At 64.8% G+C, this 20070-nt stretch carries 23 protein-coding genes; 12 read left to right on the top strand and 11 right to left on the bottom strand.

From position 1 onward, the window contains the following. Window positions 1-52: 52 nt before the first annotated feature. A complete protein-coding gene (locus tag G6N51_RS02535) occupies window positions 53-274 on the bottom strand; it encodes an MbtH family protein (RefSeq protein ID WP_083173890.1) in 222 nt (73 codons plus the stop codon). 1120 nt (window positions 275-1394) lie between these two features. Here G6N51_RS02535 and G6N51_RS02530 point away from each other — a divergent pair. The 7 genes from G6N51_RS02530 (at window position 1395) to G6N51_RS02500 (ending at window position 7343) form a co-directional block, all read left to right on the top strand. Then, complete coding sequence (locus G6N51_RS02530) at window positions 1395-2174, top strand: GAP family protein (RefSeq protein WP_083173889.1); 780 nt, start codon at window positions 1395-1397, stop codon at window positions 2172-2174. A gap of 120 nt (window positions 2175-2294) precedes the next feature. Further along, window positions 2295-3851 carry a succinic semialdehyde dehydrogenase gene (locus G6N51_RS02525; protein ID WP_083173888.1) on the top strand — a complete coding sequence of 519 codons (1557 nt, stop codon included), beginning with the start codon at window positions 2295-2297 and terminating at the stop codon, window positions 3849-3851. A gap of 72 nt (window positions 3852-3923) precedes the next feature. Beyond that, window positions 3924-4502: a cyclic nucleotide-binding domain-containing protein gene (locus G6N51_RS02520; RefSeq protein ID WP_083173887.1), complete on the top strand. Its 579-nt coding sequence runs from the start codon at window positions 3924-3926 to the stop codon at window positions 4500-4502. 85 nt (window positions 4503-4587) lie between these two features. Continuing rightward, window positions 4588-5022 carry a DUF4383 domain-containing protein gene (locus G6N51_RS02515; protein WP_083173886.1) on the top strand — a complete coding sequence of 145 codons (435 nt, stop codon included), beginning with the start codon at window positions 4588-4590 and terminating at the stop codon, window positions 5020-5022. Window positions 5023-5145: 123 nt separating this feature from the next. Continuing rightward, window positions 5146-5733, top strand: coding sequence for a hypothetical protein (locus tag G6N51_RS02510; RefSeq protein ID WP_142275131.1), 588 nt, complete (start codon window positions 5146-5148; stop codon window positions 5731-5733). Between the two features lie 169 nt (window positions 5734-5902). After that, on the top strand, window positions 5903-6607 hold the full coding sequence (locus G6N51_RS02505) for a sensor domain-containing protein (RefSeq protein ID WP_083173885.1): 705 nt from the start codon (window positions 5903-5905) through the stop codon (window positions 6605-6607). Window positions 6608-6635: 28 nt separating this feature from the next. Next, complete coding sequence (locus G6N51_RS02500) at window positions 6636-7343, top strand: sensor domain-containing protein (RefSeq protein ID WP_083173884.1); 708 nt, start codon at window positions 6636-6638, stop codon at window positions 7341-7343. A gap of 501 nt (window positions 7344-7844) precedes the next feature. On the opposite strand, the gene G6N51_RS02495 is transcribed toward G6N51_RS02500, so the two are convergent. The 4 genes from G6N51_RS02495 to G6N51_RS02480 form a co-directional block, all read right to left on the bottom strand. Beyond that, complete coding sequence (locus tag G6N51_RS02495) at window positions 7845-8564, bottom strand: sensor domain-containing protein (RefSeq protein ID WP_083173883.1); 720 nt, start codon at window positions 8562-8564, stop codon at window positions 7845-7847. Between the two features lie 113 nt (window positions 8565-8677). Next, window positions 8678-9505, bottom strand: a complete 828-nt coding sequence (locus G6N51_RS02490) for an isocitrate lyase/PEP mutase family protein (protein WP_083173882.1) — start codon at window positions 9503-9505, stop codon at window positions 8678-8680. Between the two features lie 124 nt (window positions 9506-9629). Beyond that, window positions 9630-10397, bottom strand: a complete 768-nt coding sequence (locus tag G6N51_RS02485) for a cutinase family protein (RefSeq protein ID WP_083173881.1) — start codon at window positions 10395-10397, stop codon at window positions 9630-9632. A 160-nt stretch (window positions 10398-10557) separates the two neighbouring features. Next, window positions 10558-10884, bottom strand: coding sequence for a hypothetical protein (locus G6N51_RS02480; protein ID WP_232078165.1), 327 nt, complete (start codon window positions 10882-10884; stop codon window positions 10558-10560). A gap of 152 nt (window positions 10885-11036) precedes the next feature. On the opposite strand from G6N51_RS02480, the gene G6N51_RS02475 reads away from it, so the two are divergent. Further along, complete coding sequence (locus G6N51_RS02475) at window positions 11037-11711, top strand: DUF2510 domain-containing protein (protein WP_083173880.1); 675 nt, start codon at window positions 11037-11039, stop codon at window positions 11709-11711. A gap of 14 nt (window positions 11712-11725) precedes the next feature. After that, the gene (locus G6N51_RS28745; protein ID WP_167528569.1) at window positions 11726-11884 is read left to right on the top strand and encodes a hypothetical protein; all 159 of its coding nucleotides are present in this window, start codon (window positions 11726-11728) and stop codon (window positions 11882-11884) included. 22 nt (window positions 11885-11906) lie between these two features. On the opposite strand, the gene G6N51_RS02470 is transcribed toward G6N51_RS28745, so the two are convergent. Then, a complete protein-coding gene (locus G6N51_RS02470) occupies window positions 11907-12809 on the bottom strand; it encodes an alpha/beta fold hydrolase (protein ID WP_083173879.1) in 903 nt (300 codons plus the stop codon). 147 nt (window positions 12810-12956) lie between these two features. On the opposite strand from G6N51_RS02470, the gene G6N51_RS02465 reads away from it, so the two are divergent. Further along, window positions 12957-14150, top strand: a complete 1194-nt coding sequence (locus tag G6N51_RS02465) for an aldose epimerase family protein (RefSeq protein ID WP_083173878.1) — start codon at window positions 12957-12959, stop codon at window positions 14148-14150. A gap of 242 nt (window positions 14151-14392) precedes the next feature. Here G6N51_RS02465 and G6N51_RS02460 read toward each other — a convergent pair whose 3' ends face one another. After that, a complete protein-coding gene (locus tag G6N51_RS02460; RefSeq protein ID WP_232078164.1) occupies window positions 14393-14623 on the bottom strand; it encodes a DUF6400 family protein in 231 nt (76 codons plus the stop codon). A 245-nt stretch (window positions 14624-14868) separates the two neighbouring features. Between G6N51_RS02460 and G6N51_RS02455 the strand changes: the two genes are divergently transcribed. Together G6N51_RS02455 and G6N51_RS29355 are read left to right on the top strand one after the other, a co-directional pair. After that, window positions 14869-15294 carry a DUF4189 domain-containing protein gene (locus G6N51_RS02455; RefSeq protein WP_083173875.1) on the top strand — a complete coding sequence of 142 codons (426 nt, stop codon included), beginning with the start codon at window positions 14869-14871 and terminating at the stop codon, window positions 15292-15294. 93 nt (window positions 15295-15387) lie between these two features. Further along, entirely contained in the window at window positions 15388-15513 is a 126-nt protein-coding gene (locus tag G6N51_RS29355; RefSeq protein ID WP_264055146.1) for a hypothetical protein, read from the top strand. A 53-nt stretch (window positions 15514-15566) separates the two neighbouring features. Here the strand turns inward: G6N51_RS29355 and G6N51_RS02450 are convergent, their stop codons facing one another. From G6N51_RS02450 to G6N51_RS02435, 4 genes are all read right to left on the bottom strand, one after another. Next, a complete protein-coding gene (locus tag G6N51_RS02450; RefSeq protein ID WP_083173874.1) occupies window positions 15567-16220 on the bottom strand; it encodes a class I SAM-dependent methyltransferase in 654 nt (217 codons plus the stop codon). Window positions 16221-16229: 9 nt separating this feature from the next. Next, on the bottom strand, window positions 16230-17165 hold the full coding sequence (locus G6N51_RS02445; RefSeq protein WP_142275130.1) for a polyphosphate kinase 2 family protein: 936 nt from the start codon (window positions 17163-17165) through the stop codon (window positions 16230-16232). Window positions 17166-17272: 107 nt separating this feature from the next. After that, window positions 17273-18562, bottom strand: coding sequence for an APC family permease (locus tag G6N51_RS02440; protein WP_083173873.1), 1290 nt, complete (start codon window positions 18560-18562; stop codon window positions 17273-17275). Between the two features lie 614 nt (window positions 18563-19176). Continuing rightward, the gene (locus G6N51_RS02435; RefSeq protein ID WP_083173900.1) at window positions 19177-19971 is read right to left on the bottom strand and encodes an ABC transporter permease; all 795 of its coding nucleotides are present in this window, start codon (window positions 19969-19971) and stop codon (window positions 19177-19179) included. Between the last annotated feature and the right edge of the window lie 99 nt (window positions 19972-20070).

Genomic DNA, 20070 nt, shown 5'->3' with positions numbered 1-20070 from the left:
TAAGTCCCCCCGAGAGCTGTCCCGACTCCTTCATACCTAGACCATCTACACATCACAAACCGGGAGCGGCGAGCCTCTCACGCAGGCTCTTCGGGCGGATGTCGGGCCAGTTCTGTTCGATGTAGTCGAGGCACGAGGCGCGGTCGGCCTCGCCATACACCACCCGCCAGCCTTCCGGCACATCCGTGAAGACCGGCCAAAGGCTGTGTTGCTCCTCGTTATTGACTACCACGAAAAATTTGCCGCTGTCGTCATCGAAGGGATTGGACTGCAACGGACGACCTCCTAGAACCGAGATGAATACGCAGGACTCCTACGCGCAGCACAAAAAGCTGTGCAGCGCTTCAGGATTGGCCGTTAGTTTCGACCAGTGTGCCGATCCACCCATGGGCACGATGCCGGTGAGCGTCGTAGCGGAAATCCCCGTGGTGATGTGACTGGCTGCAGTTCGGGCCCCAGTTCTTCCCCGGCCCGACTCGCAATACCGTCCGCAAGATCAACGGTAACCCGAAAACCGCGGATGGCGTTTCGCGGGGGTTGCCCGTCGATGCACCAGCGGACCCCTAGCATGCTGGCACGACGACCTGGGGTGTCGTACTCCACGGCTCGCCGGTTACCCGCCGGCCGTCGCCGTCAAACCTGTGAATTTCGTTCTTACATAAGAGATTCGCACACCGGGCCGCCGGGCGCGTTCCTCGTTCGTCGGCAAAACCAAATCTTTGTCCCCACCCGTTCTGTCATCCGACGTAAAGAAGGGGCCCCACCTTTCGACGCCCTTCGGCCGCAACGGCCGCCATTTGCTGACCCGGCACACACACGCTGCCGAAACGACCGCATTCGCTTTGCGATCGCACTCCGGTTCGCCCACGGCAAGCAGTCCTTTGGCTGCGGCATGACGGGGACGAGAACCGGCATTAATGCATCGTAGTTGCCAACCGCGGCCGTCGAGATGGTTTGTCAACCTTTTTCGAGAGATCACGGGCGCGACCGCGGGAGAACGCCGCGGGAGGTTGCCGAGTTCTTGGAACCGAGGCGGCGCCGACTCCTACCCACCGGCACAGCGCCTTAGCTGGAGACGGAGACGCTGCGCCGGCGGCCGCGCACCCGACGCACGCCGGGCTGGCGGCCAGGTCCGTGGCTGGCTACGTCACCACCCGGGAATGGGCCCCTTCCCTTGTGATTAACCTCACCGGGCTTGCTCCAGCGCATTCACGCGAGGTTGGCGCAACGTTCATTCGTCCGCGCCGCCGCGACCGGCGTCCGAACGTGTTGCGTGAGAACAGGATTTCGAGTCGCCGTACGTACTCGGCCGCCCAAAACAGCGTCTTCATTCTCGGGCCCCGGACCCCCGCGCGAGGGTTTAGCCCCCGCGGGCCGCGGGTAGAGCTGCGCCAATGTGGGGGTCAGTGCTGGGGTTGGGAATTCTGGCAGCGCTCAATCCGGTGCGCCTCGGCCTCGCCCTCCTGATGATCTCCCGCCCGCGGCCCGGGCCGAACCTACTCGCCTATTGGGTTGGTGGTCTGACAGTGTGTGTGCCCGAGCTGCTCGCGCCCCTGATGCTGTTGAATTTCACGTCCGCTTTCGGATCTTTCGGGCATCGTTCGGCCGGCCCGGCGGCGAACTCCACCCTCCCGCACATCCAAATTGGCCTCGGGGTGCTCGGGTTGTCGATCGCCGCGCTGATGGCGGTGCGCTTCCGGACGCGTCAGCGGGCGGAGGCGCGCGCGACCTCGACGTCGACGCCGGGCCCGGGGGCAACGATCGCGGTTCCACGATTCCTGAGCCGCGCACAGGACGTTCGCCCCGGGGAGCGTTCCGGGATCCGGCGCCTGCTCCACCGCGCCCACCGCGCGTGGGAGCAGGGGTCGTTGTGGATCGCGTGGGTCATCGGGCTGGCGTCGGTGCCGGTCGACGGGGTTCTCTTCATTCTCGCGATCATCGTGGCGTCACGGGCCGCGGTCGCCACGCAGGTCAGCGCCTCCATCGCGTTCGTGCTGCTGATGTATTCCGTCGTCGAGATGATCCTGGTCGGTTATGTGGCGGCGCCGGCCCGAACCCATGCGCTCTTGCGGCAGCTGCACGGCTGGGTGCGGGCTTACCACCGCCAGATCCTGGTGACGGTCTTCACGGTGGTCGGAGTGACGCAGTTGGCCCAGGGCATGCACATCGTCTGAGCCGGGGATTACGCCGCCCCATGAACGGGTGGTGTGCGGGGCTGAGCTTTCTGGTCGGTCCGACACCGCACGGCATAGCCTGGTGTCTTGAACGCCCGTGCTTCTGCGAGAGGAAGCGACATGCCTGCACCGTCAGCCGAAGTCTTTGACCGATTGCGTCAGCTGGCCGCGATCAAAGACGTCACCGCCCGCGAGAACAAGGCGATCGACGAGGTCTTCACCGGCAGACCGCTGACCACGATTCCCGTCGGCACGGCCGACGACGTCGAGGCGGCCTTCGCCGAGGCGCGCGCCGCCCAGGTCGAGTGGGCGAAGCGGCCGGTCACCGAGCGCGTCGAAGTGATCGCCCGCTATCGCGACCTCGTCATCGAGAACCGCGACTTCCTGATGGACCTGTTGCAGGCCGAGGCCGGCAAGGCCCGCTGGGCGGCGCAGGAGGAAATCGTCGACCTGATGGCGAACGCCAACTACTACGCGCGCGTCGCCGCCGGCCTGCTGAAGCCGCGCAAGGTGCAGTCGCTGCTCCCGGGGATCGGCAAGACCACGGTCGCCTACCAGCCCAAGGGCGTGGTCGGGGTGATTTCGCCGTGGAACTACCCCATGACGCTGACGGCGTCCGACTCGGTGCCGGCGCTGCTGGCCGGTAACGCGGTGGTGCTCAAGCCGGACAGCCAGACGCCGTACTGCGCGTTGGCGTGTGCGGAGCTGTTGTACAAGGCCGGGTTGCCACGAGCGCTCTACGCGATCGTGCCCGGGCCGGGCTCGGTGGTCGGGACCGCGATCATCGATAACTGCGACTACTTGATGTTCACCGGCTCGACCGCCACCGGAAGGCAACTCGCGGAGCATTGTGGCCGTCGCCTGATCGGCTTCTCGGCCGAGCTCGGGGGCAAGAACGCGATGATCGTCACGCGGGGGGCCAACCTCGACAAGGCCGCCAAGGCGGCAACCCGCGCGTGCTTCTCGAACGCGGGCCAGCTGTGCATCTCCATCGAGCGGATCTACGTCGAGAAAGACATCGCCGAAGAGTTCACCAGTAAGTTCGGTGCCGCGGCCCGGAACATGAAGCTGGGCACCGCGTACGACTTCTCGGTCGACATGGGCAGCCTGATCTCCGCGGGTCAGCTGGACACGGTGACGGACCACGTGGATGACGCGAAAGCCAAGGGCGCCAAGGTGATCGCGGGCGGCAGGGCACGGCCCGACATCGGCCCGCTGTTCTACGAGCCGACGGTGCTGACCGACGTCGCGCCGGAGATGGAGTGCGCGGCCAACGAGACCTTCGGGCCGCTCGTCTCGATCTATCCCGTCGCCGACGTGGACGAGGCGGTCGAGAAGGCCAACGACACCGCGTACGGGCTCAACGCCAGCGTGTGGGCCGGCTCGTCCGCGGAGGGCGAGCAGATCGCCGCGCGGTTGCGGTCGGGGACCGTGAACGTGAACGAGGGCTATGCGTTCGCGTGGGGCAGCCTCAGCGCGCCGATGGGCGGGATGGGTCAATCCGGCGTCGGTCGCCGGCACGGTCCCGAGGGCCTGCTGAAGTACACCGAATCCCAGACCATCGCGACGGCGCGTGTGTTCAATCTCGATCCGCCCCTTGGCATTCCGGGGACCATGTGGCAGAAGTCGCTATTGCCCGTGGTGCGGACGATCATGAAGCTGCCCGGCCGGAACTGACTTTCGCCATTTGTCAGGCAATTCCGCGTTACGCTCCTCGATATAGCGTCAAGTCGCACGTCAGGAGTCCGCATGAAGGCCGACGAAAAGCAGTATGAGGAAGACGCTCGCCGGTTGCGCCAGTACGCAACCTTCGCGAACTTCTCGGACGCTGAACTGCAGCGTCTCGCCCGAGCGGGTCACCGCACCTCGACGTCGGCTCCATTGCCGCTGATTCATGAGCAGACGCCGTCGGACTCCTGCTACATCCTGCTCAGCGGCGAGGTGGGCGTGTACGTCGGCCGGGACCGCATCGCCGTGCTCGGGCCGGGCGAGGTGATCGGCGAATCGGCGCTCCACCGTGGGAAACTGCGTTCTGCGACCGTAACGACGATCGGGCCGGCTGAGGTGCTGCGGATCGAGCGCGACGATCTCGCCAGATTGCTGGACGACATCCCGGCACTTCGCGAAATCATTGACGCGTCGGTGGCGCGACACGTCCCGGTAGACCTGCCGCCGAAGCCAAAACCGGAGCGCACGAAATTGGGCGCCTCGGTCCGCACCGAGCTGGTCGAGCGGTTTGAGCAGGCCGCCGACAGCGCCGGTGTGGACGTCGCGACCGCGCTCGAAGACGCGATCACTCAGTGGATCGAACGGAACGGCACAGCGTAGCCGTCGCGGCCCGCCGTTTTCGTTGCCATGGTCTACTACCCAACGTAGTATTTGGGCTATCCCACCGTGCACAAGGGGGTGCAACGTGAGGTGGAGTTTCGCCCAGATCGGGCTGCTAATCATCTGCGCTTTTCATGTCGTGCAGGCGGTGATCGGCTTCATCATGAATCCGAGCTTCGCGACCGGGCCCTCCGCGCCGACCGTGCAGTTGTTCGGCATGGATTACAACGGCTGGCACGCCGTCGCCGGTCTCGCCCTATTCGCTCCCGGCCTGGTGTTCGCGATGCGCAAGTCCTGGGCCGTGCTGTATCTGCTGCTCGCCGCGATAGCCGGTGCGCTGCCGGGCATTTGGGCCTTCTTCTCCCACCAGGTCGCGGTTGTTTTCACCTTTCCCAACAACGTCACCGACGCGGTGGTGCACCTGGTGACCGCGGCGGTGATGGTGGCGGTGGCGGCGGTGCAGATCCGCATGGACGGGGGACTGCGAAACTCGCTCGCCGATCTCCGGAAGGCGCGTTAGGAGCAGGCGAACGGAAATATCAACGTCTTGGAAGCGGCAAGGGCCGGCCCTATGGACTTCTGGCCGTGTTGACGTGACCTAGGGCCCTAGCCGCTATGCCGCCCGTAATCGAAGCTCCGACTCATGAAACACCTCGTCAGCTGCAAGGTTGGGGGACTGCTCGCGGTCACGGCGGTTCTTGCGAACGCTGCGTGCAGCCATCACGCACCGGCGCCACCGTCGCAAACAACGGGCGCACCAACGACAACGCCGACCACTGCGGCAACGTCGCCAACGACGCCAACGACGCCAACCACCACCGTCCCACCGGGTCCGCATTCCGCGGCGGCCGACATCGACTTGCCACCAGGATCGGTCCTTACCAAGACGATCAACAATGTCGACAAGTCCGGGCAGCCGATGACACAGGAGTTTTACTCCTACACGGTGCCCTACGACGTCGCCGTCGACTTCGTCGGAAAGCAATTGTCCAAGAATTTATCCCCGAACGGATGGTACAAAGACAAGCTGCGGCCATGCCACGGCCGCGTTGCTCCTAACCCTGCCCTCATACCCCCTCCGTGGCATAACGAGAACTTGACGGAATGGAGATGGGCCGATGACAACAGGGCATTGACTGTGGACGTGTCCAATCCAGAAAGCAAGATCATCAAAGAGCCCACGATCTCCATCAATGACCTGCCGCTCAGTGCGACCGGGTCTTGCCTGTAGACAACTTTGGAAGGCCGGCAATCCGTTTGTGATACACGGGGATTCAGGCTGAAATCAAGGCCGGCAGGTGATGTCACGCGAGTTGGTGGAAAGTTGATCCGGGCCACCGGCATTGCTCATATCTTTCGAGCAGACAGTATCGATTTCGCGCCTTTAGCAAGGAGACGAAATGAGGATTCGTTTCATGGCTTCGGCGCTCGGGGCTGTCGTCGCGTTGGCGGTTGGGTGTGGCGGCGGGCCGACTGGCGAGCATAGCTCCAAGCCAGCGACGCCCACGGTGGCACCCACACTGTCGCCCGATGCCATCGATTCGCTGATCTTGGCACCCGACGTGGCTAGCGATATCGTCGGCTCGAAACTCAACTGGGCGTCCAAGCCTCCGCCGGGTTGGATCTCCCCTCCGGTAGCCGCTTTCGCCGACGAGGGTAACCCTGAGTGTGAGCCGCTGATCGGGCCGGACACTTACTCGGTTGGTGTGGCCTACACCGCATGGCGGAACAATGGATACAAAGAGGACAAGGACACCTACGACCATTCGGTCCGTCAGGCTGTTGCGACGGTCACCGACGCCAAAGCTGCGACGCAATTACTGGGCGACGCTTTTGTCAAGCGTCTAGATTCCTGCGGCAATACCGTCGTCCACCTCAAAGATGACAAATACCGCTGGAGATTCCAAAAGACGGATGCCACGGGCACCGATGCGCGGTGGACGGCGACAGAATTGCAGGACGGGCAGGTTACCGGCTGGGTCTGCGCCAACGAGGCGCGGGCAAAGAGCAACGTTGTCATATACGCACAGGTGTGCCAATTCGGCAACGGTGCTCCGGCCGCGGCGACAATCCTGGACAAGATCTCGGCGAAGATACCGGGATAGAGCTTTTTGCTCTCCAACAAGGAATAAAATGAGGATTCATTTTTTGGCTTCGACGCTCGGGGCTGGTGTGGTTGCATTGGCGGTTGGGTGCGGCGGCGGGCAGGGCGGCGGCAACAGCGCAAGGCCGGTGACGCCCACGGTGACACCCACACTGGCGCCCAGTGCCATCGACTCGCTGATCTTGGCACCGGACGCGGTTGGTGACATCGTCGGGGCGAAACTCAACTGGGCGTTTAAGCCTCCGCCGGGCTCGACCAGACCGCCAACGCCCGCTGTCATCGACGAGGGTAACCCCGAGTGCGAGCCACTGATCGCGCCGAACACCGACACGGTTGGCGTGGTTTACACCGCATGGCGGAGCAATCAGTACAAAGAGGACAAGGACACCTTCGACCACTGGGTCTTTCAGACTGTTGTGACGTTCGCCGATGCGAAGGCAGCCATGCAGTTGCTGGCCAACGCCTTTACCAAGCAACTCGATCCCTGCAACAATGCCGTCATCCGTCGCAGGGATGATTTTCGCTGGAGACTTCAAAAAACCGACGCCACCGACACGGAAGTACGTTGGACTGCAACACAACTGGACCAGGATGGCCAGGCCGTCGGTTGGGTATGCGCCAAAGAGGCCCGGGCAAAGAACAACGTGGTCGCATTTGTGAGCGTGTGCCAATGGGGCAACGGCGCTCCGGCCGCGACGACAATCCTGGACAGGATCTCGGAGAAGATACCCGCATAGCCCCCCGGCGCAAAAACGTTATCGGCGTTCCTATTTCGAGGGCTGTGCGCGATGCGGGCCATCCGGGGTGCTGAGCGGTTGTCCGCCGGAGAGTCCAGAGCTGTTGGGCGTGCCCAGCGGCTGGCCGCCCGATGGACCGCTGATGGTTTCAGGGCTGCCGGGCATGCCGACCGGTTGACCGCCCGAGAACGAGCTGACAGCTTCGGGACTATCGGGCGTGGCCAGCGGCTCTCCGCCCGAGGCGGGGTCACAACGAGCGATCGGCGGACATGGAAGAGACGGATCCGAGCGCGCCACCGTGTCGACTAAGCCGCTGGATATCGCGGCGAGGGCGCCGGCGATTGCTACTCCTGCGACCGAAAGTGTCACTCTCGCCATGAGATTCCAATCGAGCTGAGCCAGTAGAGGGTCACACCCTCAAGAAGTTGACGGTTAGGGTTTCGAACCCAGTAGCACTGCCCATGCTACTCGTCGTGGCCTGCAAAAGCCTTCCTTCTGGATCTATCCGGGTATCTTCGCCGCAATCTTGTCCATGATTGTCGCCGTGGCCGGCGCGCCGTTGCCGTATTGGCACGCCTGCACATAGATGACGACGTTGTTCTTCGCCCGTGCCTCGTTGGGGCAGACCCATCCGGTGCCTTGGCCGTCCTGCAGCTCTGTGGCAGTCCAGCGCACATCCATGTCGGCGGCGTTCGTCTTTTGGAATCGCCAGCGTGATTTGTCGTCTCGACGATGGACCACAACATCGTTGCAGGCATTCACAGGTTTGGTAAAAGCGTTCTCGAGCAGCTGCGTCGCTGCTTTCGCGTCGGCGACCGTCGCAACAGCCTGATAAACGGCATGTTCGAAAGTGTCCGTATCCTCTTTGTAAAGAACGCTCCGCCATGCTGTGTAAACCACACCAACCGTGTTGCTATTCGGCCCGAACAGCGGCTCGCACTCGGGCTTGCCCTCGTCGATGACAAAGGGTCCGGGAGGCCGAGTCCCTACCTGCGAGGGTTTGGATGCCCAGTTGGGTCCCGCCCCGACGATGTCGCCAACGATGTCGGGCGCCAAGATCAGCGAGTCGATCGCATTAAGCGCCAAGGTCGGTGCCACTGTGGGTGTCACCGTGGGCACCACCGACTTCGGACTGTGGCCGCCGCCCTGCCCACCGCCACAACCAACCGCGAGGACGACCATTCCAGCCCCGACTGCGGAAGCCAAGAAATGGGTCTTCATTTCGTCTCCTTGCTGAAGGGGCGAAAGCCATCCTCTCGTTGCGTGCTATCGAAGAATATGAGCAGTGTGGGGAACGCGGATCGACTTTCGACCAATAGCGCGTCGAACTGCCGCTACTCGGTGAACAGCGCATTCAGCTCGTCGAAGCTCGCCGCTTGGGTCAGCCCCGCGAACGACCCGTCCTCCGTCAACTCTCGCGCGGCGGCCAGGAAGGCACCCCATGCGACCCGGCTGAAAGCCGACCCGACGCTGATCCGCCGCACCCCGAGCTCCGCGAGGTCGGTCACCGTCAACCCCGTGTCGGACGACATCAGAACGTTGACCGGATACGGCGCCACGGCGTCGACGAGAGTCGCGATGTCCGTCCTCGTGCGGATCCCCGGCGCGAAGAGCACCTCCGCTCCCGCCTCGGCGTAGGCCTGCAGCCGCCCGATGGCCTCGGCGAGGGGGTCGGGGTGGCCGTAGAGGAAGCATTCGGCGCGCCCCGTCAGCATGACGTCGGCTCCCGAGGCGTCGATCGCCGCACGCGCGGCGCGGACGCGATCGGTGGCCTCGGCCAATTCGAAGAGCGGCGAATCGGACGCACCCGTGCCGTCTTCGATCGACAGCCCGGCCACGCCGGTGGCCACGCAGCGCGCCACATTGTTCGTGAGCCCGTCGACGTCGGAGGCATAGCCGGCCTGGAAGTCCGCGTTGACGGGCACGCTGACCGCGGCCACGATTTCGGCGATGTTGTCCAGCGCCTCGTCGACGGACAGCGCGGTCACCGCGTCGGGCAGACCGCGGGCGAAGCACAGCCCGGCGCTCGTCGTGGCCAGCGCGGGAAAGCCAAGCTTTTCCAGGGCGATTGCCGAGCCGGCGTCCCACGGGTTCGGGATGACAAAACACCCGTCTTGATGCAGCCGACGAAAATGCGCTCCAACGCCGCCGTCTGAGTCCACAACCCGATTATGCCCGCGTCCTGCGAGCACTCGCCGCGCGCGGCGTTCGACCGACGTGGGACACGAAATGACTTGTGCGAATTGATATTCGAGTCGCGCTTTCGGACGTACGCCGAACCCGAGTTCAGCCGGGAGCGCCTGGAAGCCCGGCGGCGCTCGGCGACGCGCCCGGACCCGCGACCCACGCCGGGGCGCCGGAACCTCCGCCAAGGCGACTGGCCGCAAACGCCGCACCCTGGTCGATCATTGCCGTGTTGGTCGAGTACGTGTCATGTGCGGCGAAGTTCATCCCGTCGGAGCAGATCGGATCGCCGGCGGCGCATACCTGGATGGTCTTGGCCTGATAGAGCGGGCCGATGACTACCGGCGGCTCGCCGAAGAAGTTCATCGCCTTGTCGCTTGGCAATGCGAAGAGCACGACCGAGGAGATGTGGTTAGCCACCTCGGGGTCCAACGGTTTGGGCACGCTGGCAGGGTCGATCCCCGCCGGTACGACAGCCGAGGTGACGAAGCCCATCACGGCCGCGCCCTGGGAATACCCGCCGAGCACCATCTTGGTGTTGGGGCAGTCGTGTGCCATCGAAACGACGTGCGCGCCCGCGTCTCTGATGCCCGCCTCGCCCGCATTCGTCCAGTCATGGGTGGCGGGATAGTTGACCGGATATACGTCGAACGAATTTGCGCCAACGCGCGGGCGCAGCGAGTCGATGAATGCCTGACCGGTCGGACCAAGACCCGGCGGGTCATCGGTACCGCGAGCGAACACCACCTGGACGTCCGGACAAGGATCGGCGGAGGCAAGCGGTATGGCAGAAGCGACGATCGAAGCACTTACGCCCGATACCGCGACTACCGCGGAAGCAAGAAAACAGGCGCGATGACGCGCGGCCATGGCGGTGTTTGCCCAACACATGCGGTTTCTAAACCACGATTTTTCCTGCGCCAACCGGGTCCTCCCCCGTCACCGGGTAGCTAGCCGTCGCTGACGAGGGTCGCAAGAAACGCACGCGGCGAGCTGGGGTTCGTACACCACGAACTCGATACGTGAGCCGCTACTCGGTCTCGCGGAGGTCATCGAGGCGCTCGCTCACCCTGGCCAGCGCCGCATCGAAGATCTCGACCTTCTCGCCGCGCTTCTCGTTGGCCGGCTGGGCCGCACCGCGGGCACCTTCGCCCGCCACCCGGGCCGCACCCTGACGCCGCAACAGGCTGAAGTTCTTGTCGCGCGCTTGCCTGAGGCGGCTCTGCAAATCCTTCAGCGACCGCTCGTCCATGCGGGTGAGAGCCTCGGGATGACTCTCGCCGATCAACGAGCTTTCCTGCTGGGTCAGGTTCACCTGGTGGTTGCTCACCGTAATGTCATAGCGGTTACCGGACACCCGGGCGCCTCGAATGCCCGGCCTCACGCCGAACCGTCACGCCGGGGCCATCTCGGGTTCACCTGGCCAGGCGTCTTGCTTCCGTCCTCGATGTCGTCAGATTGTGCCGCAACGGGTAGCCGGGAAGTCTCCGTCGCGACGAAAATGGATAGATGCCGTCTGAACAGGCCCCGCCCCCGCCGCAATCGGCGCCGGGCTGGTACCCCGATCCCGCCGGGGTCGGCCACGGGCTGCAACGGTACTTCGACGGCACCAACTGGACCAGCGACTGGGCTTTCGCCGCGGAGCAGCCGAAGAAGCGCGACTCCGGAAAGGCGGCCCTGGCCCTGGCGGCACTGGGCGCCCTCGTCCTCCTGGTCATCATCGGCCGGAACTGGGTTTTCGACGAGAAGAAGGACCTCCCGTCGAGCAGCTCGGCCACGGCCGCACCGCCGGCACCGACCGAGGCGGCGCCGTCGACACCGGCCGGTCCCAAGAAGCCGGACGGGGTCACCTTCAGCGTTGCGCCGGGCCCGAACGGCGACGTGGTCGACGCCCGATTCGCCATTCGCGACAACTACACCGAGCAGATGATCAAGGACGGCGCCCGGATGGACACCATCGACATTCTCAAGTACGCGAGAGCCACCTATCCCGACGCGTCCGCCGTGAACGTGCAGGGCACCTTCCCGATGACCGACCCGTACGGCAACACCTCGACCCAGGTCGCCATCGATCTCACGTATTCGCGGGCGACGTTGAACAAGATCAACTTCGACGGCATCACCAAAGCCAGCATTTGGGAGATTCGCGATTCCGGCACGATTCTTCCGGCGTTTCAGCCGTAGGCGATAATCGCGTCGTGCCCGCCGAACCCCCACGCCCCACGCCGGCCGCGCCCAAGCCGCCGCGTCCGCGCGTCACGCCCGAGGACCTGGAGAGGTTCGGTGACGAGGAGCAGATGCGCGCGGCGTCCGACGAGGGCCGGCTCCGCGACGAGCGACCGCCGCATCATGGCTAGCTGATCCCAGACGACGAGCGGGTCAGCCGCCGGCGACGCGGTCGATGTGGGCGAGGAAGTGCGTCAGCACCGCGTCGGGTGCCTCGATTTGGGGCCAGTGCCCGATGTCGTGGGCCAGCATCACCACATTGGGTTCGGGAATCACCTCGGCGTAGCGGCGCGCCATGTGGGCACCGGAGTTGGGGTCGACCGGCCCGTCGATCAACCGCATCGGCACCGCGGTCTGGCGCATGGCACGCACCCACCGATTGCGGTGGGTGTAGCGATCGTTGATGAACCGGCCGACCTTGTGCAGCACCCGGCGACCGTCGTTGTAATCCAAGATCTGGTTGAACACGTCCATCATGTGCCGGGTCGGCTTGGTGTTCGGGCCGAACATCTCGCGCAGCGTCGGCTCTAACAGTCGCCGGGACACCGGGCTGTTCTGCACGTGGCTGAAGATGTCGCCCAACGGGGTGCCCGACATCAGCTTCTGCGCCGCCCTGGGCGTGTAGGCCTCGATGAACATCCCCCCGTTGAGCCAGGTGATCGAGTCGATGCGCCATTCGCCGTACGTTTGTTGACCGTACTCGTGACGGGCCAACAGTTCCTGGCCCACGGAGTCGCCGATGTCGTGGGCCAGGATGTGCGCGTTGCCGATGTCGAGGTGCGCCAGCAGCGCTTCGTGCATGTCGGCGTGGTCTGTCACCGAGTACTCGTAGGCCACGGGCTTGGCGGAGAACCCCATGCCGATCATGTCCGGGGCGATCACAGTGAACCGTTGGGACAGCGTGGGCCAAATGCGTGCCCAGTCAAAGGAATTGAACGGATAACCGTGGATCAGCAACAGCGGAGGTCCGCTGCCCGCCACGCGGTAGAAGATGTCGAATCCGAGGTAGTCGAAGTACTCCCCGGAGTCCAGCCAGCGTTTCAGTTCAGCGTCCATGACAGTCATTGTCCTCGGGCCATCGGGGTTCGCGCGATGCTGGCGCTATCCTCGTCCAGGGTCTGGCGCGGTGATCACGCTGATGGCCATGATCCTTCCTCATCTCGAGCTGCACGGGTGGTTTCGGTACCAATGCGAGGAGCGCCGATGCGCGGGAAACGGCTACTTCAACTGATCGCACTCGCCGGTGCAACGGGCTTGGCGGCGTGTGGCAACACGACGACGAACTCCACCGCCGACGGTGGCAATGCATCGACGCCCGCGGGTCCGCCATCAATCACCAGCGAGCCGTTCGGTCAAGTCGGTGGAACCCCGGTGATCCGCTACACGATCACCAGCGGGCACGGCATGCGCGTCCGAATCCTGACCTACGGCGGCATCATTCAGTCGCTCGAGGTCCCCGATCGCATCGGACATGTCGACAATGTGGTGCTGGGCTTTCCGAGCCTGGTCGGCTACCTGAACAACACGGGGTCCGCCAAGACCTATTTCGGCGCGATCATCGGCCGCTACGGCAACCGGATCGCCAAGGGATCTTTCCCGTTGAACGGCAACGAGTATCACTTGCCGACCAACAATAATGGCAACAGCCTGCATGGCGGCACCGCGGGATTCGACACGAAGGTGTGGCAGGCCACGCAACTCAACGGTGGCGACAGCGTGAGCCTCAAGCTCCAATATGTCAGTCCCGCAGGAGAAATGGGCTATCCCGGAATGCTGACGACTACCGTCACCTACACCCTGGACCACAACAACGAACTGCGCATCGACTACCACGCGACCACCGATGCGCCGACCGTGATCAACCTGACCAATCACAGCTACTTCAACCTGGCAGGTGAGGAGACGCTCGACGTCTACGACCAGAAGGTCGCCATCTATGCCGACAACTACCTGCCGACCGACCCCACACAGATCCCGACCGGGCGGATCGCCCCGGTGAAGGGCACACCGTTTGATTTCACATCACCGACCGCGATCGGCGCGCATATCACCGCCGACGACCCGCAGCTGTTGCTGGCCCGGGGTTACGACCACAACTGGGTGATCAACCGTGGCAACAACACCGGACTGGTGGAGGCGGCCAGGGCCGAGGATCCGAAGTCGGGGCGGACCTTGACTGTGTCCACAACCGAGCCCGGTCTGCAGTTCTACACGTCCAACTTCATCGACGGGACGTTCACCGGCACCAGCGGGCATACCTACCGGCAGGGTGCGGGATTCACGATGGAAACCCAGCACTACCCCGATTCTCCGAATCACCCGAGCTTCCCGAGCACCACGCTCAAACCAGACCAGACCTACGACTCGACAACGGTTTTTGCCTTCAGCGCCCGGTGACCGGTTGGCGAGTACTTGCCATGAGGTCGCCGCCCGGACGCTAGGCGGTGCGGCGATGCGTGTCGGTCGACCAGAGATGTCCGCAATCCGAGCACTGCAGGTGCACCAGCGTTCCCCGGTTGCTCAGCAGGTACTGCCAGTGCGTATCGCAGTTCCGCCGGTCGCGGCATTCACCGCAGTGGGCGCGGTGATCGCAGCGCGGGCAGGGCAGCCAGGCGCGGCGGCTACGGTCGGCGGTCGGGTCAATCGGTAACACGATCAGCCGTCCGTGAGGGCAGGACGCCGGCACGGACCAGCTCGTCGTAGACCCGCTGCTGCTCGGCGTCCAAGTTCGAGTACAGCATGTCGTAGGCCGTCTGTTCCTCCGCGAGGACGGCGACCGGGTCCCAGTCATCCCCCATCGCGTCGAGCACCGCGCTGCGTCGACGCGCCTCGTCGAGGGTCAGGTCATAGGCAAAGTTCAGGTCGGCCATCGCTCTCCCAGCCATTAGATACACGAACGAATGGTTAGGATGCCCTAATTGATGCTGGTCAGGCTATGAGGTGCGTCACTTTCGATGTTTGAGGCTCGTCACAATCTGTCTCGCAGGGGGCGTCGCCCGTGAAGATTTGCTACGCCCGTGTCAAAGCCTTGTTAATGACGGGGCACATCCCGCACTGAGCGAGCACCGTATTACTACGGCGCTCATTACTGCCCGGGCGCTGCGAAAGGAAGCATGTGTTCAAGCCCCTTGCCACCGCAGCGATTCTTGCTCTCTGTGCGGTCGGACTGGCCGCACCGGCACAGGCCCAGGGTGGGTACATCGTGATCGCGGGGTCGGATTCCGCCCACGCCGTCGAAGTCACGGTTGGCGGCAACGCGGCCAGTCTGGGTGACGTTGAGGCCTACGCGATCAGTCACTGCGCCGAGCGGCACGGCGCCACCGATTGCCGCGTTCTTGCCGAGGGTCGGGGTGGCTGTGTGGCCCTGTCGGATAACGGTCACGGCCTCGTCGGCGGCTGGGGCCCCACCCGCAACGCCGCCGGTGCCGCGGCGGCGGCCAAGGTGGGGTCGGGGCCGGCAAACGTGGACGGCACCCGCTGCGTCGTCGACCCGGACCTGGTCTCCTCTGCCAGGAACTTCTCGTTCGTGGCCACGCAGTAGCGATCCCACCGGCGCAGTCGCCTTGCGCCGCAAGGCGATAACCGATCTACGGGCACACCACGGGGATCGCGGGCCGGCGGTAAGCTCCCCAGCGTGAACAGGGGGAAGAAGGTCGTGTTTGCGCTGCTGCTCGCGTTCGCCGTCTCGACGACGTCGGTGAGCTGCATCCCGATCACCATACCCAGCTGCCCAGCGGGCGGCGGCCCGGTCGGCTGCTGATCACCAGCGCTGTCGGGGCGGACGCTTCGGTCACAAGTCGCCGGGCGCCTCGTTCAGCGTGTGTTCGGAGCCGCGATGACGACGTCCATGACAAGTCCGCAACGATGCACGCGGGAGTGATGCTCGATGTTCCAGTCGTGTGCCAGCAGGGCGGTCGTGCTGATGGGGCGACACCCGCCCAACACCTGCGGCGCCATGCGCCAGATGGCGCTCCAGCCTCGCGAGACAGCCCGTTCGAGCGGCCGCTCCCCGTACGTGAGGCTGGCCAGGCAGAGCCGGCCGTTGGGCGCGAGGATCCGCCGCAGATCGTCCAGCACGGCCCGTGCGTAGGTTTCGTCGAGCAGGTCGAACACGAAGGTGGACACCACCCGATCGGCGAATCCGTCATCGGCCGGCAGCGGCAGCGAGCCGTCCACCAGCACCACCTTGGCCCGCTCGGTCCAGGCGGCCAGCCGGCGGGTGGCCAAGTCGATCATCACCGGGCTGATATCGACGCCGAAGTAGTTGACACTGGGAGGCAGCGCCCCCAGCAGCTGAGCAGCTAAACGGCCTGTGCCGCAACCGAATTCGAAAATGGTTTGGTCCCCGGCGAGGGCCGCCTGGGCCACCAGGCGGTTTATCGTCGCGTCCTCGTAGAAGGCCTGCCAGTCCTGGACGCGTCCGATCCGGTCGTAGATCCGGCGCGCCTGGTTCAGCGTGAGCGCCACGGGTCCAGGTTACGACGGTGCGGCCGCGGTGCCCTCGTTGCCCGTCAACTCCTTCCGCGCCTCCGCCAGCTGCGCTTTGGCGGCAGCATCGACTTGGGGATACTGCGGGTTGAGCGCCCGCAACGTCTCCAAGAGCACCGCCGACGTCGACACGTGGCTAAACCATTTGTGGTCGGCGGGGATCACGTGCCAGGGTGCCCAGGCGGTGCTGGTGTGGCTGAGCATGTCTTGAAACGCCCGCTGGTAGTCGTCCCAGAACGCGCGCTCGCGTAGATCCGCGACGGAGAACTTCCAGTTCTTCTCGGGTTCATCGATGCGATCGAGGAACCGGCGCGCCTGTTCGTCTTTGGAGAGGTTGAGGAACAGCTTGACGATGACGGTCCCGTTGTCGGTCAGGTAGCGCTCCCAGTCGTTGATGTCGCGATACCGCCGCTGCCAGATGTCCCCGGCATCGAGCACCGTGGTGCGTGGCCACAACGTCTCGGGGTGCACGCGGGTGATCAGTACGTTCTCGTAGTGGGACCGGTTGAACACCGCGATACGGCCCAGTTCCGGCAGCGACCTTTGGTGGCGCCAGAGGTAGTCATGGGCCTGCTCGGTCGCCGATGGCGCCTTGAAGCTGTACACGTCAACGCCTTCGGGGTTGAGGCCGCTCATGACGTGCTTGATCGTGCCGTCCTTACCGGCCGCGTCGATCGCCTGGAGGATGATCAGCAGCGACCGGTCGGCCCGGGCGAAGAAGCGGTCCTGTAAATCCAGTAGCGCCGTCTTCGCGTCAGCCAGCACCGCGGCGCCGTGGTCTTTTCCAAGCTGTTTGTCGTGGCGGTCGGGATCGAAGTCCCTGGCCAGGTTCACCTTGGACCCCGGTGCTACCCGGGTAGCCTCCGCCAGTCGTTTCCAGAGCGCCGACAATTTCGCCTCCTGGTTGTGCGCAACGATCACCATCAGCCTCGCAGAGGGTCGGCCGGGGTTTTCACCACCGTCGGCGTCGGTTAGCCGCGCAATGCGCGTTGCGCCGGGAGTTGCGCGCGTCGTACGCGTCGATGCGCCGCCTAGGCGTGGACGGGCCTGCCGCTGATTTTTCGGAAGGCCGCCTCGATGCCGAAGGACAACGCGACCATCGCGACCAGGACGCTGACGGCCACGAGGCTGCTCTTGGCGATGAGCGCGGCCAATGCCGCGCCACACGCCATGGCCGCTACGACGGAGATCCACGGGGTTGATCCCCGCCTTCGCGCGGTGCGAGCCTCGGCCAGGTTGACGGCGGCGAAGATGATGAGGAACCCGGCGCTTCCCATGGTGGAGATGCTGGCCAGGTCCAGCACGTTGGCGAGCACGACGGTTGCCGCCGCGGTGATCAGCAGCCCTTCCAGGGGCTGGTTCCAGACCGGTCGGTCGAGTTGGGCAGGCAGCTCCCGCGCCTTGGCGATGGTGTACGTCATCCGCGCGGACCCATAGAGGGTGGCGTTGATCGCCGACGCGGTCGACAGCATCGCCGCCACACCGATCATCGCGAAGCCGAAGCCACCGAGCGCGGGCCGGGCGGCTTCGGCGAGCGAATAGTCACGCGCGTTGATCAGCCCCGACAGCGGCAGCGACCCGACCGAGACGATGGCCACGGCGACGTACAGGGCGATCACGAACAGCACCGAGATGTAGTACGCCCTGGTGAGCACCCGGGCGGGGTCGGCAACGTCCTCGGCCGCGTTGGCGATCAGTTCGAAGCCTTCGTAGGCCAGGAAGATGATCATCCCGCCCGCGATCACCGACACCGGAGAACTCCACTGCGCGGGCGCCAGCCGCTCGCCGGACACCCCCGCCACCCCGACGCCCACGAATAACAGAAGAATGGTGATCTTGACCGCGACGATCACCCGTTCGGCGCGGGCCACGGTGGACGCGCCGGCGATGTTGACCGCGGTGATCACCACGATCGCCGCGGTGAGGAACACATGCTTGCCCAGGGTGTGTGCGGACTGAGGCAAGAAACTTGCGGCGTAGCTGCCGAACGCCTGCGAATACAGCGCGAGCATCACGATGTAGCTCAGCCACAACAACACGTTGATCCCGCCGGAGAACAGCCCGGCGCCGAATGTGCGGTTGAGGAAGGTGACGGTCCCGCCGCGGCTGGGGTAGACCTTTGACAACAGCGCATAGGAGCGCGCCGTCAACAACGCCACCAGCCCGGCCAGCAGAAACGCCAGCGGCGCAGCCCCTTTGGTGATCTGCACCGACAGCCCGAGAACGGCGAAGATGCCGCCGCCGACCATGCCACCGATGCCGATCGCGACGGCACCCCACAACCCGACCGGATGCGCGACCGCTTGCCTGGATGCCGCCATGCTCCGAGCTTACGAACAGTTACCGCCGGGGGGCGCGTTGCTGCGTCGACTGGTTTGGTCGGGCTGACGGGATTTGAACCTGCGACCACTTGACCCCAAGGTAAGTAGCGGTAACGCGTCTTCCCATGTCGCGGGGAGTCCTCGGCTCCCTGGTGACCGCGCATGACGTTCGAATACATGCAGGTCGTTCACCAGCGCGCATAACGTGTGGTCCCAAACTGGTCGGGTCTGCTGCACGGATAGGTGACACCGCTAAACCCGGGGCACATCACTCGGGCTATTGGATTTCGACCAAGGCTTGGTCGTTCCGTCGGCATCGGTATGCAAGCGATGTACGACATCACATCCGGCGTCGTTGCCGCCTACACCACATCGGCAGCGCTGAGCCAAGAAAGTGCATTTACCGGAGGGCGAGGACCGGCTGATCGAACGCTTTGAGGCGATCACCTGGTTGGGTCCACGCGGCTCGTATCCGCACGCCATCAACGACTTTCACCACCACAGTTTCGGCGAAGCGGTCACAGCGATAAGGAGCCGATACGCTTCTACAGGCACCAACGTTCCCCATCACCTTGAGTATCACGTGGTACTCGCCAGCAGCGCCGTCGTTCAAGTCAGCTCGGTTCGCTTGCCTGATCCACCTGAACCAGGCGCTGGGCCTCGTCGAAGAGTCCTCGCTCTGCGAGACGGGCGGCAGTGAGCGCGGACAGCGCGGTGGCGGCCAACAGCATGTACATCACCACGATCTGGTAGCGAATCGCGGTGATCGGATTAACCCCGGCGAGGATTAGTCCGGTCATGGCCCCGGGCAGGCTGATCAGCCCGACTACCTTGGTGGAGTCGATGGTCGGTATCAGCGCGGTGCGCAGCGCGGATTGTTGATGTGGCAGGAACGCTTGCCGGCCGGACTGGCCAAGGCTCAATCGGGCTTCGATCTCCGGCCGCGCTTGCTGGGCTTCCTCGCGTAGCCGCCGCAGCGCTACGCCGGCCGCCAGCATGGCGGACGAGACGATCTGGCCGCCGACCGGGACGATGACACGGGCCTCGGCGGCGATAACCCGTCCGGCCAGCAGGGCACCCAGCGTGACAACGGTGCCCGTGACGACGCCGCCGGTGGCGGCTACCTTGGCGCCGGGCAGGCCCGCGCCGCGGCGGCCAGCGACCTGGCCGGCGATCAACATCATCGCGATCACCCAGCCGGCGCCGCCGGGTAGACCGGCTCGTTGGAACAGTAGGAGAAGGACGGCGCCCACCCCGACCAACTGCAACCCCGCGCGGGCCGCGGCGACGACGAGTTCCCGAGTGAGCCCCAGCCGCTGACGGTAGGCCACCGCTGCGGCCAACGCGACCAGCGCCAGAGAAGTGACTACCCCACCCCAGCCGGGCACCAGCAGCGCGGACGTGGCCATCGCGCCGACCGGTCGGCGGATTCGCCCGGACGACAAACCGCGACCAGACGGCCCTGCTCGAGGACTGAGACCAATCAGCCGCCGCATCCATGGGTTAGC

Source organism: Mycobacterium paraseoulense, assembly GCF_010731655.1.
Taxonomy (GTDB): Bacteria; Actinomycetota; Actinomycetes; order Mycobacteriales; family Mycobacteriaceae; genus Mycobacterium; species Mycobacterium paraseoulense.
This window is presented reverse-complemented; position numbering and strand designations above follow the sequence as displayed.

What these genes read in the sequence shown, in the direction of transcription:
- G6N51_RS02530 (WP_083173889.1), top strand. Translation starts at nt 1,395, where the DNA reads ATGTGGGGGTCAGTGCTGGGGTTGGGAATTCTGGCAGCGCTCAATCCG.
- G6N51_RS02525 (WP_083173888.1), top strand. Translation starts at nt 2,295, where the DNA reads ATGCCTGCACCGTCAGCCGAAGTCTTTGACCGATTGCGTCAGCTGGCC.
- G6N51_RS02520 (WP_083173887.1), top strand. Translation starts at nt 3,924, where the DNA reads ATGAAGGCCGACGAAAAGCAGTATGAGGAAGACGCTCGCCGGTTGCGC.
- G6N51_RS02510 (WP_142275131.1), top strand. Translation starts at nt 5,146, where the DNA reads ATGAAACACCTCGTCAGCTGCAAGGTTGGGGGACTGCTCGCGGTCACG.
- G6N51_RS02505 (WP_083173885.1), top strand. Translation starts at nt 5,903, where the DNA reads ATGAGGATTCGTTTCATGGCTTCGGCGCTCGGGGCTGTCGTCGCGTTG.
- G6N51_RS02500 (WP_083173884.1), top strand. Translation starts at nt 6,636, where the DNA reads ATGAGGATTCATTTTTTGGCTTCGACGCTCGGGGCTGGTGTGGTTGCA.
- G6N51_RS02495 (WP_083173883.1), bottom strand. Translation starts at nt 8,564, where the DNA reads ATGAAGACCCATTTCTTGGCTTCCGCAGTCGGGGCTGGAATGGTCGTC.
- G6N51_RS02485 (WP_083173881.1), bottom strand. Translation starts at nt 10,397, where the DNA reads ATGGCCGCGCGTCATCGCGCCTGTTTTCTTGCTTCCGCGGTAGTCGCG.
- G6N51_RS02475 (WP_083173880.1), top strand. Translation starts at nt 11,037, where the DNA reads ATGCCGTCTGAACAGGCCCCGCCCCCGCCGCAATCGGCGCCGGGCTGG.
- G6N51_RS02470 (WP_083173879.1), bottom strand. Translation starts at nt 12,809, where the DNA reads ATGGACGCTGAACTGAAACGCTGGCTGGACTCCGGGGAGTACTTCGAC.
- G6N51_RS02465 (WP_083173878.1), top strand. Translation starts at nt 12,957, where the DNA reads ATGCGCGGGAAACGGCTACTTCAACTGATCGCACTCGCCGGTGCAACG.
- G6N51_RS02460 (WP_232078164.1), bottom strand. Translation starts at nt 14,623, where the DNA reads ATGGCCGACCTGAACTTTGCCTATGACCTGACCCTCGACGAGGCGCGT.
- G6N51_RS02445 (WP_142275130.1), bottom strand. Translation starts at nt 17,165, where the DNA reads ATGGTGATCGTTGCGCACAACCAGGAGGCGAAATTGTCGGCGCTCTGG.
- G6N51_RS02440 (WP_083173873.1), bottom strand. Translation starts at nt 18,562, where the DNA reads ATGGCGGCATCCAGGCAAGCGGTCGCGCATCCGGTCGGGTTGTGGGGT.
- G6N51_RS02435 (WP_083173900.1), bottom strand. Translation starts at nt 19,971, where the DNA reads ATGGCCACGTCCGCGCTGCTGGTGCCCGGCTGGGGTGGGGTAGTCACT.